Origin of the sequence: Mesorhizobium sp. NZP2077 (assembly GCF_013170805.1) — a bacterium.
Classification (GTDB): Bacteria; Pseudomonadota; Alphaproteobacteria; order Rhizobiales; family Rhizobiaceae; genus Mesorhizobium.
The window spans coordinates 5,213,272-5,226,298 of the sequence record NZ_CP051293.1; the positions used below are offsets into that span (position 1 = coordinate 5,213,272).

12 protein-coding genes, 1 tRNA gene and 2 pseudogenes are annotated in these 13,027 nt (G+C 61.5%); 4 read left to right on the forward strand and 11 right to left on the reverse strand.

All coding sequences use genetic code 11. The annotated features are described in order from the left end of the window. Positions 1–94: 94 nt before the first annotated feature. The 4 genes and pseudogenes from HGP13_RS26175 to rpoZ all read right to left on the reverse strand — a co-directional run bounded on the left by HGP13_RS26175 (position 95) and on the right by rpoZ (position 3,908). Positions 95–474: pseudogene (locus HGP13_RS26175) on the reverse strand (VOC family protein). A gap of 67 nt (positions 475–541) precedes the next feature. Continuing rightward, positions 542–1,120, reverse strand: a complete 579-nt coding sequence (gene pyrE, locus HGP13_RS26180) for an orotate phosphoribosyltransferase (RefSeq protein ID WP_172230674.1) — start codon at positions 1,118–1,120, stop codon at positions 542–544. A 30-nt stretch (positions 1,121–1,150) separates the two neighbouring features. Beyond that, positions 1,151–3,379 carry a bifunctional (p)ppGpp synthetase/guanosine-3',5'-bis(diphosphate) 3'-pyrophosphohydrolase gene (locus tag HGP13_RS26185; RefSeq protein WP_172230677.1) on the reverse strand — a complete coding sequence of 743 codons (2,229 nt, stop codon included), beginning with the start codon at positions 3,377–3,379 and terminating at the stop codon, positions 1,151–1,153. A gap of 127 nt (positions 3,380–3,506) precedes the next feature. Continuing rightward, positions 3,507–3,908, reverse strand: a complete 402-nt coding sequence (rpoZ, locus tag HGP13_RS26190) for a DNA-directed RNA polymerase subunit omega (RefSeq protein ID WP_172230680.1) — start codon at positions 3,906–3,908, stop codon at positions 3,507–3,509. A gap of 326 nt (positions 3,909–4,234) precedes the next feature. Between rpoZ and HGP13_RS26195 the strand changes: the two genes are divergently transcribed. Both HGP13_RS26195 and HGP13_RS26200 read left to right on the forward strand, forming a co-directional pair. Continuing rightward, positions 4,235–4,816: an NYN domain-containing protein gene (locus HGP13_RS26195; protein ID WP_172230683.1), complete on the forward strand. Its 582-nt coding sequence runs from the start codon at positions 4,235–4,237 to the stop codon at positions 4,814–4,816. A gap of 11 nt (positions 4,817–4,827) precedes the next feature. Beyond that, on the forward strand, positions 4,828–5,484 hold the full coding sequence (locus HGP13_RS26200) for a uracil-DNA glycosylase (RefSeq protein WP_172230686.1): 657 nt from the start codon (positions 4,828–4,830) through the stop codon (positions 5,482–5,484). 289 nt (positions 5,485–5,773) lie between these two features. On the opposite strand, the gene HGP13_RS26205 is transcribed toward HGP13_RS26200, so the two are convergent. From HGP13_RS26205 to dapA, 3 genes are all read right to left on the reverse strand, one after another. Then, positions 5,774–6,484 carry a GH25 family lysozyme gene (locus HGP13_RS26205; RefSeq protein ID WP_172230689.1) on the reverse strand — a complete coding sequence of 237 codons (711 nt, stop codon included), beginning with the start codon at positions 6,482–6,484 and terminating at the stop codon, positions 5,774–5,776. Between the two features lie 87 nt (positions 6,485–6,571). Continuing rightward, on the reverse strand, positions 6,572–7,051 hold the full coding sequence (gene smpB / locus HGP13_RS26210; protein WP_172230692.1) for an SsrA-binding protein SmpB: 480 nt from the start codon (positions 7,049–7,051) through the stop codon (positions 6,572–6,574). A gap of 150 nt (positions 7,052–7,201) precedes the next feature. After that, positions 7,202–8,083, reverse strand: a complete 882-nt coding sequence (gene dapA / locus HGP13_RS26215; RefSeq protein ID WP_172230695.1) for a 4-hydroxy-tetrahydrodipicolinate synthase — start codon at positions 8,081–8,083, stop codon at positions 7,202–7,204. A 292-nt stretch (positions 8,084–8,375) separates the two neighbouring features. On the opposite strand from dapA, the gene HGP13_RS26220 reads away from it, so the two are divergent. Together HGP13_RS26220 and HGP13_RS26225 are read left to right on the forward strand one after the other, a co-directional pair. Beyond that, the gene (locus HGP13_RS26220) at positions 8,376–10,406 is read left to right on the forward strand and encodes a lytic transglycosylase domain-containing protein (protein WP_172230698.1); all 2,031 of its coding nucleotides are present in this window, start codon (positions 8,376–8,378) and stop codon (positions 10,404–10,406) included. A 155-nt stretch (positions 10,407–10,561) separates the two neighbouring features. Further along, positions 10,562–11,452: an alpha/beta hydrolase gene (locus tag HGP13_RS26225; RefSeq protein ID WP_172230701.1), complete on the forward strand. Its 891-nt coding sequence runs from the start codon at positions 10,562–10,564 to the stop codon at positions 11,450–11,452. Positions 11,453–11,512: 60 nt separating this feature from the next. Here the strand turns inward: HGP13_RS26225 and HGP13_RS26230 are convergent, their stop codons facing one another. The 4 genes and pseudogenes from HGP13_RS26230 to HGP13_RS38795 all read right to left on the reverse strand — a co-directional run bounded on the left by HGP13_RS26230 (position 11,513) and on the right by HGP13_RS38795 (position 13,005). Continuing rightward, positions 11,513–11,818: a phospholipid-binding protein gene (locus tag HGP13_RS26230; protein ID WP_281411004.1), complete on the reverse strand. Its 306-nt coding sequence runs from the start codon at positions 11,816–11,818 to the stop codon at positions 11,513–11,515. A 291-nt stretch (positions 11,819–12,109) separates the two neighbouring features. Beyond that, a pseudogene (locus tag HGP13_RS38060) lies at positions 12,110–12,345 on the reverse strand (porin); the annotation flags it as partial. Between the two features lie 56 nt (positions 12,346–12,401). Then, positions 12,402–12,492 (reverse strand) — tRNA-Ser (locus HGP13_RS26240). Further along, positions 12,454–13,005 carry a hypothetical protein gene (locus tag HGP13_RS38795; RefSeq protein WP_348647089.1) on the reverse strand — a complete coding sequence of 184 codons (552 nt, stop codon included), beginning with the start codon at positions 13,003–13,005 and terminating at the stop codon, positions 12,454–12,456. Before HGP13_RS38795 ends, HGP13_RS26240 begins: the two co-directional genes overlap by 39 nt. Positions 13,006–13,027: the final 22 nt, after the last annotated feature.

The window sequence follows — 13,027 nt, forward strand, 5'->3', positions numbered from 1 at the left end:
TAATCTTTGGTAAGGTTCACGTCTCCAACACCGGACAATCGCGGCGAATTTGAGAATGGCGTCGGCCTTTTGTCGCAGCCGGATGCTTCAGACATCACCATAGGTACTGACTGACCTCGACCAAATTGCCGTCCGGGTCGCGGAAATAGACAGACATCATCGGCCCCCGCGCCCCGATGCGTTCGACCGGTCCGGTACGAGCGCAACGCCACTGGCCTCAAGACGGGTTCGGATTTCGTTGAGCGGCCGTTCAGTGATCAGGCAGAAATCGGCTGACCCTGCCCTCGGCACTTTCGCCTTCGGCTCGAAAGTGCGGCGGACTTCGTGGACATTGATCTTCTGGCTGCCAAAAGCCAGCGCTGTCGGCCGGCCCGGCGTATCGACGCGCTCAAGGCCCGGCACGCTCTGGTAAAGGGCGCAGGTCGCTTCGAGCGACGCCACCGTCAACACGAAATGATCGATACCGGCGATCATTTGCAATTTGCTTTCATGCATGTCGTCACTCCCAAAACCGCTGCACACTTTTGGGCGACATGCATGGTCAGATGTTGCGGCTGCCGGGCTTGATCGCCGGTATCGCGGCAAGCTCCGGCGGCAGCCGGTCCGGTGGATAGGCTGGAACCTCATATTCGGCGAGTGCGATCAGCGGCACCCCGACATGAGTCTTGCCGGCCGAACGGTCGATGATGCAGGCGGCGGCCACCACCTCGGCACCAAGCTCGCGCAGGCATTCAATGGTTTCGCGGATCGACAGGCCGGTAGTGACGATATCCTCGACGATGACGACACGCGCGCCCCTGGCGATCTCGAAACGGCGCAGGCGGAACTCGCCCCCTTCCCGCTCCACCCAGATCGCCGGCACGCCGAGATGGCGCGAGGTTTCGTAGGCCGGGATCAGGCCGCCGATCGCCGGGCCGACGACATAGTCGATCTTGCCTGGCACCGCGGCGCGGATCTTTGTCGCCAGCGCTTTGCACAGACGCTCGGTCTTGTCGGCGTGCATGAACACCCGTGCCTTCTGCAAGAAGACCGGGCTGCGCAGGCCCGACGTCAGGATGAAATGCCCCTCCAGAACAGCACCGGCCTCGCGGAAAATGCCCAGCACTTCATCGGTATTCATCTGCGTCTATCCCCTCACAGATCGGCCATGTCAGCCATTCACACGCCGCGCGTCGCTGACGCTCGAATTGTCCTTGAGCTGCGACAGCAGCCGGTTGAGGTGCTTCAGATCCCAGACTTCGAGATCGATCAGCATTTCGGTGAAGTCGGGCGCGGTGCGCACCATCGACAGCGTATGGATGTTGGCGTCGTTGGATGCAACGACCTGGGCGATATCGGCAAGCGATCCCGGCGCATTGATGGCGGTGACCGAGACACGCGCGGGAAAGCGTTCCTTGGTGCGTTCGTCAATATCCCAGCGCACGTCGATCCAGCGCTCGGGCTGGTCGTCGAAGGCCTGCAGCGCCGGCGACTGGATCGGATAGATGGTGATGCCGGTGCCCGGCTGGACGATGCCGACGATGCGGTCGCCCGGCACTGCGCCTTCCGGCGCGAAGCGCACCGGCAGGTCGCCGCGCACGCCACGGATCGGCACGGCACCGTCGCGCGGCTGGTCCTTGTCCTTGCGGGCGGCGCGACCTGGAATCTGGAACAGCATGCCTGCGGCATTGCGGATCTTCGACCAGCCCTCCTCGCGCGGCTTGGGCGCTGCCGACGTGACACGTTCGTCCTTGTAGTCGGGGAAAACCGCCTTCATGACGTCGGTCGAAGCAAGTTCGCCACGGCCGACGGATGCCAGCACGTCCTCGATGTCCTTGCGCGCCAGCCGGTGCAGCACCGGCTTTAGGCTTTCCTTGGTAAAAGTCTTGCCGGCCCGTTCGAAGGCACGTTCCAGAATGCGCGCGCCGAGACCCGAATACTGCTTGCGGATGGCGTTCTTGGTGGCGCGGCGGATGGCGGCGCGTGCCTTGCCGGTGACGACGACCGATTCCCAAGCCGCCGGCGGCACCTGGGCCTTGGAGCGGATGATCTCGACCTCGTCGCCATTTTTCAGTTCCGTCATCAGCGGCATGATGCGGCCATTGACCTTGGCGCCGACGCAGGTGTCGCCGACATCGGTATGCACCGCATAGGCGAAGTCGATCGGCGTGGCGCCACGCGGCAAGGCAATCAGCATGCCTTTCGGCGTGAAGCAGAACACCTGGTCCTGGAACAGTTCCAGCTTGGTGTTTTCGAGGAAATCCTCGGGATTGTCGCCTTCGGCGAGCTGCTCGATGGTGCGCCGCAGCCAGGCATAGGCATTGGTCTCCTTCGAGATCGCATGGCCGGCGCCATTCGTCTTTCCGCCAGTGTCCTTGTAGATCGAGTGCGCCGCGACGCCGTATTCGGCGATCTTGTTCATCTCGCGGGTGCGGATCTGCAACTCGACGCGCTGGCGCGAGGGACCAACGATGGTGGTGTGGATCGAGCGGTAGTCGTTCTGCTTCGGCGTCGAGATGTAGTCCTTGAAGCGGCCGGGTACCATCGACCACGTGGTGTGGATGGCGCCGAGCGCGCGATAGCAGTCCTCGACGCTGTCGACGACGACACGGAAGCCGAAAATGTCGGACAACTGCTCGAAGGACAGCGCCTTGGCCTCCATCTTGCGAAACACCGACCAGGGCTTCTTCTGCCGGCTCTTCACGCCGGCGTTGATGGCATGCTTTTCAAACAGCGCCGACAGCGCCTTTTCAATGTCGGTCAGGACGCCCTTGTTGCGTTCGAATATCTCGGCGAGCCGGGCAGTGACGGCTCGATAGGCCTCCGGATTGATGAAGCGAAAGGCGATCTCTTCGAGTTCCTCGCGCATGCCTTGCATGCCCATGCGCCCGGCCAGCGGCGCGTAGATGTCCATCGTCTCCTCGGCAATGCGCAGGCGTTTGGCCTCGGGCATATGGTCGAGGGTTCGCATGTTGTGCAGACGGTCGGCGAGCTTGACCAGCAGCACGCGGACATCTTCCGAGATCGCCAGCAGCAGCTTGCGCAGGTTTTCCGCCTGCTCGGCCTTCTTCGAGACGAGATCGAGCTTCTTCAGCTTGGTCAGGCCCTCGACCAGCTTGCCCATTTCGGGGCCAAACAGATCGTCGATCTCGGCCCGCGTCGCCGTGGTGTCCTCGATGGTGTCGTGTAGCAGGGCGACTGCGATCGTCGCCTCGTCCATGTGCATTTCGGTGAGGATGGCCGCGACTTCGAGCGGATGCGAGAAATACGGGTCGCCCGAAGCGCGCTTCTGGTGACCATGTTTCTGCATGGCATAGACATAGGCCTTGTTGAGCAACGCCTCGTTGACGTCAGGCTTGTAGCGCTGGACGCGCTCGACAAGCTCATACTGACGCATCATGGGCGGAATCTCTCGGCGATGAAATGAAACATGCGCCGCACTGCTGTACGGCGCATGTCATAGATAGCCACGAAACTGCTGATACGGAAGTGCCGGAAACGTATTCCAGGCAGTCCAGAGCCCTCGCTTAGTAGTCGTCGCTCTTTTCCGGCGGCACCAGACCCTCGATGCCGGCCAGCAGGTCCTCCTCGGTCATCCGATCGAACGTGACATTTTCCTCGGCGTCATCAGCGTCGGCGGCCGCAACGGCGGCGCCGGTCTGGTCGGCGATCACCTCGCCATCGGCTTCGGGCTCGTCGACCTCGACATGCTTCTGCAGCGAATGGATCAGATCTTCCTTGAGATCGTCGGGCGACAAGGTCTCGTCAGCGATCTCGCGCAAGGCGACGACCGGGTTCTTGTCGTTGTCGCGAGGAACGGTGATCTGCGCGCCCTGGCTGATCTGGCGAGCACGGTGGCCGGCCAAAAGCACCAGCTCGAAGCGGTTGTCGACCTTGTCGATGCAATCTTCAACGGTTACGCGGGCCATGGACTGCCCCTTTCATGCCTGGATTTGATGGAAAACAGGCGCGGTCCATAACCCGAACGCCGCCAAAATACAAGCATCATGCCAAAGTCGGCGCTGCTGGGCACGTAATGCTGCGGCCAAACATCCGATTGAGGCACAACGCCGTTGCGTCCATGGCATCGGATGCCTCGATCACAATTGCTTGCGTTGCCTCATCTCGCCTTGGATTGCCGCCAAACTGGCGTTATCTCGAATGGCGAAGGTCAGCCGGTTTATTATGAGCCTGACCGATAGTCGCTACCGCATTTCGTTTAGACGGCCGTATTTTTCGAAAAGGAATATTTTCCATGTTCGACCCTCGTGAAAAAATCGCGCTGTTCATCGACGGCGCCAACCTCTACGCCACGTCGCGGGCGCTCGGCTTCGACATCGACTATCGCAAGCTGCTGTCGAGCTTCCAGAAGCGCGGCTATCTCCTGCGCGCCTATTATTACACGGCGCTGGTGGAGGATCAGGAATACTCCTCGATCCGCCCGCTGATCGACTGGCTCGACTATAACGGCTTCAAGGTGGTGACCAAGCCGGCCAAGGAATTCACCGACTCGACCGGCCGCCGCAAGATTAAGGGCAATATGGACATCGAACTCACCGTCGATGCGCTGGAACTCGCCGATGTCGTCGACCACTATGTCATCTTCTCCGGCGACGGCGACTTCCGCACTCTGGTCGAGGCGCTGCAACGGCGTGGCCGCAAAGTGTCGATCGTCTCGACCATGGCCTCGCAGCCGCCGATGATTTCCGACGACCTGCGCCGCCAAGCCGACCATTTTATCGACCTGACGACGCTGAAGAGCGAAGTCGGCCGCGATCCCTCCGAACGGCCCGTTCGGCGGCCCGAACCGGCCGAAGTCGACGAGGACGACTACTGAGGTCGGTCGCGTTGACCGCTCTTTCCGTTTCCGAGCCGAACCGCGACTGCCCGCTCTGCCCGCGGCTTCATGATTTCATTGCTGAATGGCGACAGCGCGAGCCATCGTGGTTCAACGCGCCGGTGCCGACTTTTTTGCCGCTCGAGGGCGATGAAGCCGTTCAGCTTTTGATCGTCGGATTGGCGCCCGGCCTGCGCGGCGCCAATCGCACCGGGCGCCCCTTCACCGGTGACTATGCCGGCGACCTGCTCTACTCGACGCTGATCGCGCACGGCTTTGCGCGCGGTGAGTTCAAGGCGCGGCCCGATGACGGGCTGGAGCTTGTCGGTACCGCGATCACCAATGCGGTGCGCTGCGTGCCGCCGGAGAACAAGCCGGTCGGCGCCGAAATCTCCACCTGCCGGACATTCCTGGTGCCGACGATTGCCCGGTTCCCAAACCTGCGCGCCGTGCTGGCACTGGGGTCGATCGCGCACCAGTCGACCGTGCGCGCGCTGGGCGGGCGTGTCGCCGCCTACCCGTTCAAGCATGGCGGGCAATTGCCGGCCGGCGGCATCACGCTGTTTTCGAGCTACCACTGCTCGCGCTACAACACCAACACCGGCGTCTTGACGGAAGCCATGTTCGTCAACGTGTTCAGCGAGATCGCAGCGTTTCTGCGGACATAGCGCCGCGCCGTCGTTGTTATCACGCAATTCCCAAGGCAAAGCGCTACGCGCTTTTCCCGGGAAAACCGCTTCACACTTTTCCCTAGATTGCTCCAGAACCCCTCCAGCACGATCTTGCCCTTGGCCTTGCCGGTCTCGATTAGCGCATGGACGCGCTTCAGATTGGCGGCATTGATGGGACAAAGGTTTCGCCGGCAGCAGCCGGATCGTCAATATTTGCAACGGCATAGCCCGACCAGCGAAGAAACAGGTTCGGGCGTGCGGCCCCGAGCGCATCGGCCGGCAGGCCTCAATGTGCTGATGCTAGCAGCGCCGCCAATTTCTCCTGCCCGCCCTGAAGAACGTTCAGGTCCACATCGCCCACGATGCCGTCGACGTGCCCCCTGTTGTGGTACTGCCAATAGATCCAGTCATGGCGGTCCGGTTCCACCAGCAGTGAGCGAAGCCAGAGCGGGCGAGCGGCGATCTGCTCGGCATAGGCGGCCTCGGCCTCATCGGTCAGATAGACGATTGCCGTCTTGCCGAACGCCGCCTCGACGGGTCCGAGGAAAGACTGGAGTTCGACATTCAACTGTTCGGGCGCCGGACGCTGCGGACAATTGCCGCCGAACTCGATGTCGACGACCGGCGGCAGCAAGGGCTGATCGTGCGGCACGACCGAGATGAAATTCTTCGCCTGATCGGCACCGGGCCGGCAGAAAGTAAAGAAGTGATAGGCGCCGACAGCGAGGCCGGCCGCGCGAGCCTCACGCAGATTCTTAGCAAAGGCGCGATCGACATGATCGCCGCCCTCGGTTGCCTTGATGATGGTGAAGGCGACATCGTCGGCGGCAACACGCTGCCAGTCGATCTGGCCCTGATGATGGGAAACGTCGATGCCTCTGAGCGGATATCTGCCACGGTCGGGAGAATAAGTGTGAAAATAGAAGAAGCCGCCGGCCACCGCCATCGCTGCAAAAACCAGACTGACCGATCCCCAGAGGATGATCCGGTTTTTCAAAGCTATCCCCTCTGTATCTGCCGGATTCGCTTACCCGAAACTTGAAAGCCAACACTTGGCTTTTCCAGGGCTACCGCCTGATGTTTCTCACCCACGCTCCTTTAAGAGCCGGCCCTTCTCGCGCGACCAGTCGCGCTGCTTTTCGGTCTCGCGCTTGTCGTGCAATTTCTTGCCACGGCCGACAGCGAGCAGCAATTTGGCGCGGCCCTGATCGTTGAAATAGATCTTTAGCGGTACCAGCGTCATGCCTTCACGATCGACGCTTTGCGACAGCTTGGCCATCTCGCGCTTGTTGAGCAGGAGTTTGCGGCGCCGGCGCGGCTCATGGTTGAAGCGGTTGGCCTGCAGATATTCCGGCAGATAGGAATTGATCAGCCAGATCTCGCCGCCCTCGACCGAGGCGTAGCTGTCCTGGATGTTGGCCTGACCCTGACGCAGCGACTTGACCTCGGTGCCGGTCAGCACAAGGCCGGCCTCGACCGTGTCGAGCACCTCATAGGAAAACCGCGCCTTGCGATTTTCCGAAACAGTCTTGTTGTTGGGATCGGCTTTTCTGACTTGATTCATACGCCTAGAGTCCGTTTCGAGACTCGCTCCTGCGAGTCAGATGATGGTGCTACCGAGAACCGGCGCGGAGCGTACATATAGTACGTGAGCACCGGAAGCGCAGGTAGCGCCTTCAGATGGCCGCAGGAGTAGAGTTTCCAAACGGGCTCGTTAATTAATCAAACCGGCGTGCTTCAATGCCGCGTCAAGCTTTAACGCAGTCGACTCCTCGACCGTGACAAGCGGCGACCGAAGCACGTTCTCGACCTTGCCGAGCTTCCAAAGCGCATACTTTGCGCCGGAAACGCCGGGTTCGAGAAAGATCGCCTTGTGCAATGGCAGCAGGCGGTCCTGCAATTCCAGCGCCTTGGCGCTGTCACCGGACAGGGTCGCCTCCTGAAACTCCGCGCAGAGCCGCGGCGCGACGTTCGAAGTCACCGAAATGCAGCCGACACCGCCATGCGCGTTGAAGCCGAGTGCCGAGGCATCCTCGCCGGAAAGCTGGATGAAATCCTTGCCGCAGGTCATGCGCTGCTCGGAGACACGCTCGACCTTGCCGGTGGCATCCTTGACGCCGACGATGTTCTTGAAGTCGTGCGCCAGCCGGCCCATCGTTTCCGGGCTCATGTCGATGACCGAGCGCGGTGGAATATTGTAGATGACGATCGGCAGCTTGGTCGCCCTGGCGACAGCGGCGAAGTGCTCGTAAAGGCCGCGCTGCGTCGGCTTGTTGTAATAGGGTGTGACGACCAGGGCGGCATCCGCGCCGGCCTTCTCGGCATATTGTACAAGCCCGACCGCTTCTTCGGTGTTGTTGGAACCGGCGCCGGCGACGACCGGGACGCGACCCTTGGCCACCTCGATGCAGACCTTGATGACATGGCGGTGCTCATCGTGCGACAGCGTCGGCGACTCGCCGGTCGTGCCCACCGGGACCAGACCAGTCGTGCCTTCCCCTAGCTGCCATTCGACAAATGCGCGAAAGGCTTTCTCGTCGAAACGCCCGCTCTTTTCGAACGGTGTCACGAGCGCAGTAAGCGAGCCTCTCAGCATGTCGTCCAACTCCTTGGGACTTCTCTGTTATGCATGTCGTTGTTCCCAAAACCGGTATCCACTTTTGGGCGACATGCATCGGTGTTTTTTGTCGTGCGCGCCTTCTAACCGAAAGCGAAGCGGCGCACCATAGTCTCGACATGGTTGCGCGGCAAGCATTGCCATGGTGCCAGCAAGCGCAATTCGAACGACCTCGATAACCTTTTGTTTACGAGCCCTTCACGACCTAAGTTTAGGCTTCGAGGCTTCTTCGCCTGCTGATAAAATGCTGGATTAGGGAAAGACACGAGATATGCCGACCAGTCGGCCTCACCTCTTCGCACTGCTTGGCGCCATTGCCGGGCTGATGCCCGGCGTGGCGATCAGCGGCAGCGTCGATGTGCGGGTCACCTCGGCGATTCCGATGCCGAGCCCGCAGGACAGCGCACAGCAGGTCCCCTCGCCCAGCGTCGCGCAGTTGAAGAGCGGGCTGGACGCTCTGGCGGCCGGCGATATTCCCACCGCTCGCGGCGTGCGCGATGCGCTTCCCGCTCAATCGCTCGACCAGCACATACTGGCCTGGGCGATCGCGCTTTATGGCGGCGACAAGGTGCCGAGCGGCGACATCGCCGCCGCCGCGAAGATGCTGCCCAACTGGCCGGGCACGGTTGCCCTGCGCAAGAACAGCGAGCGCGCGCTCTACCGCGAGAACCCCGCCGCCGACATCGTCATTGCGGCGTTCGATGGCAGCCAACCGCAGACATTCGAAGGCGTCATGGTTCTCGCCCGCGCCTACGTGGCGGCGGGCAACGCCAAGGCGGCGCGCTCGGTGCTGTCGCCGTTCTGGCGCACCACGATCCTGGAAGCCAAGGACGAGACGGCGCTGATCAAGGAATTCGGCAGCCTGATCCCCGCCGCCGACCACCGTTTTCGCATGGACCGCATGTTCTATGCCGACCGGGTGAATTCCGCGCTGCGCATTGCCGGCCTTGCCGGCGCCCAGCAGTTTGCCGAGGCCTGGGCAGCAGCCGACAGAGGCGACAAGAATGCGTTGAAACTGCTGAAGGCGGTGCCGGCACCCCAGCGTTCGGCGGGTTATTTCTTCGCGCAAGCGGAATATTTGCGCAAGCAGGACGATTTTGCCGGCGCCGCTGCCGTCGTGATGAAGGCGCCGACGGATCGCGAGGCTCTGGTCGATCCGGATGGCTGGTGGGTCGAGCGCCGGGTGCTGTCGCGCGAACTGGTCGACCAGGGCGACATGAAGACGGCGTACAAGATTGTCGCCACGCATGCCGCCGAAAGCGCTGCCAATGCGGCCGAGGCCGAGTTCCACGCCGGCTGGTACGCGCTGCGCGGCCTGAACGACCCCAAGCTTGCGGCGACGCATTTTTCGCGCATCGTCGACCTTGCCCAGGGGCCGATGACGCTGTCGCGTGCCTATTACTGGCTCGGCCGCGCGGCGGAAGTCGGCGGCCCGGGCAATGCCAAGGACTATTTTGGGCGCGCCGCCGCTTTCGGCACGACCTTTTACGGCCAACTTGCCGCTGAGCGTGTCGGCCGGCAGGCGCTCAACATCGTCTATCCTACGCCAAGTGCCGCCGACCGGCAGAATTTTGCCGGCCGCGAGGCTGTCAGCGCCATCAAGCGGCTGCAGGAGGCGGGCTATGACCGCTATGCCGAGACGCTCTATCGCGACCTTGCCGGTCAGTTGACGAGCCCAGGCGAACTGGCGCTGCTCGCTTTCCTTGCCGAAAAGCAGGACAACCACTTTATGGCGCTGAAGGTTGGCAAGATCGCCGGGGCACGCGGCATTGATGTCGGTGCGCTGTCGCACCCGCTCGGCGTCATCCCTGATTCGGCCAATATTTCCGGCTCGGGCAAGGCGCTGGCCTATGCGATTGCCCGACAGGAGAGCGAATTCAACGTCGGCGCCGTATCAAGTGCCGGCGCGCGCGGTCTGCTGCAGCTGATGCCGGGAACCGCCAAGCAACTGGCGAAGAAGGCCGGATTGCAGTTTTCGCAGGCACGGCTGACCACTGATGCCGGCTACAATGCCACGCTCGGTTCAGCCTTCCTTGGCGAGCAGCTCGACCGCTTCAACGGCTCCTATGTGCTGACCTTCGCCGGCTACAATGCCGGCCCCAACCGGGCCAGCCAGTGGGTGGCGAAATACGGCGACCCGCGCGGCAAGGACATCGATGCGGTTGTGGACTGGATAGAGCGGATTCCCTACACGGAAACAAGAAGTTACGTGCAGCGCGTGATGGAGAATTACGAGGTCTACAAGATGCGTATTTCCGGCAAATACGACATCGTAGGAGATCTGGTGAACGGACGCAGCTGAGGAAGCCGACGGCTCGAGAGGCGACTCAGCCGAAACTGCCGATCCCCCAAAGGACCCCCAAGGGGGAGATTGCTACCCTAGCCCCGATTTGACGCTCCCCGCCCTCGGCTGTAGCAGTCAGAGAGGATTCGGCGGCGAGAAGGTAGCGTGTCCAGATGTCGAGCGCTGAAGGCTTTTCCGACTTCTTTTACGCCGCGCCAGATGGGCTGAGACTTCACGCCCGCATCTACGGTGAAGCAAATTCCGGACACTGGCCGGTGGTCTGCCTGCCCGGCCTTACCCGCAACGCTCGAGACTTTCATGATCTTGCGCTCTATCTGTCGCAGCGCGCCGACACTGCGCGCCAGGTCGTGGCTTTCGATTATCGTGGGCGAGCGATGTCGGCCTACGATCCCGAGATCGCTCACTATAATGTCGGTGTCGAAGCCGGCGATGTCCTTGCCGGGCTCGCAGCACTTGGCATTGACCACGCCGCTTTCATCGGCACTTCGCGCGGCGGCCTGATCATCCATGTGCTCGGGGCATTGAAGCCGGCCGCGCTGAAAGCCATTGTGCTCAATGACATCGGGCCAGCAATCGAAGCCGAAGGCCTTGCCAACATCCGCTCCTATCTTGAGCGCTCGCTGAAGCCGAAGACATTCCATGAAGCATTGGATGCGCAACGGCGCACCCATGGCGACGACTTTCCGGCACTAAGCCATGCGGACTGGGCGCGGATGGTGGGGGCCATCCATCGCAAAACGGACGCCGGGCTGATACCGGATTTCGATCCGGCCTTGGTCGACACCTTGGCCGGCGTCGACTTCAGCAAGCCGCTGCCGGATCTATGGCCGCAATTCGATGCGCTGGCGGCCACCCCGCTGCTTGCCATACGTGGTGGCAAGTCGAAACTGCTCTCCGCCGCAACGCTCGAGGATATGCAAAAGCGCCATCCCGGCATGGACACGATCACCGTTAGTGGCCAGGGCCACGCGCCGTTCCTGGAGACCGGCGACCTGCCCCAGAGAATTGCTGAATTCATCGACAAGGCAAACGCTCGTCACTGATCGAATTGGCTGCGCAAGACGCGAGTTGGGTTCGACCGGCGCGTCACCCGATACGAGCCCTTACGGGAAGCGTTTCCTTGCCTTCGCTGTCCCCACCGTTTTGCCGCTGGCATCGAGCGCCTTGACGGTGAACTGGTAGGTGTGCGGCGATGGAGGACATGGCCCTCTGTACGAAAATGCACCGTAAGGCAGGGAATTTCCTGAAAATGTGACTCTGCCGCCGCCGTGAGTGAAATCCGGCGCGTCCAAATCAGACATGCGAATGTCAAGCTTGGCCGTCCCGGCCGGGACACCACTCAATTTCATAGGTGGTGACTTACTATCGAAGCACTTTTTGGTTGGTCCCCAGTCCACTGAAACTGACATTCCAGCCTGGGCCGCCGCAACAGAACAGCATAGCAGAACCGCAGAAACCAATACCTTCACGGACCTGCCCCCCCTCAAGGTCAAATTACCCAGACAACACTATCACAGAACTTTGACAAGATTATAGGTTACAACTTTATACCGCAAGCCACCCGCTCTATTTACTGCTAGAGTATTTCTCTGGCTCCTTCGCCGCTGAGTGTTTTCGCACCTTGCCCACAGGGCGGCAGGCGACGCCGTGGTCAGGGGAGAGGCGAGAGGCGAACTCTCCGGCGATCGCGGCATGATGGCGGAGTTGCCGAAGTTGAAGTGGCTTTCGGTGTAGGTCTTCAAGGTACCGAATTCAGTTTCCTGACCGGTCCAGGTCTTCAGTGCGAAGGAGCGCGCTGCCAATACGTGTCCTGGGGATCGCCGTCCATGTGGTCCGGAGCGTTGTTCGACCCGGTGATCACGCCGGCATCGCCCACGCCCATGTCGTAACGACTGAGGGGCTTGCGGCCCTCCTTCGCCGAGGTTTCGGAGGGCATCCGGCTTCATATGGAGGGTTGAGCTTGTCCTGCGAAGCTCGGAGAGCGAAGCAGGATGGCGGAGAGGATGGGATTCGAACCCACGAGAAGCTTTTGACCTCTACTCCCTTAGCAGGGGAGCGCCTTCGACCACTCGGCCACCTCTCCGTTGCGCCGCTGGATAAAGAAAAGCGCCGGCACAATCAACAAGCCCGCGTCATTATATGGAAAAATAAGAGCGTACAGAGCTGCCGCCTTCCCAGGTGCGGCGGTTCTGGGCAATTCCATCGACTCGAGGCCCTCCCTGGATTCCGTCCGTCGATCGCCGGATTCGGCTGGAAATAAACGGTTGCGGCGGGGCTGATGGTCAACAAGAGCTTTCTGAGTGAGGCCAAATCGTGTCATTTGCGCAACAACGCTGGGTGATAGCTGCCGAACAGCCCTGTCGCCGGTACGATCGTTTGTTAGAGCGACGGGGTGATTTGGCGTGCGCGACAGAACTCGAAGGCACAGGTCCTGTGCTTCTTTGAGGCGCTTCGCCTGCTGGAGAGCGTAGGCCTGTTTCAGCAGCGCTTCATCGGCCTGCGCACGTGAAAGCGAATTAACCGTCGGCAGATTCGGCTTCGGCGCGGGGCCAGGCTTGATGTGTTTGGACCAGGCAGGCGGCAGTCGACTGTTCATGGTGCATCGCCAGCAAAAGAGG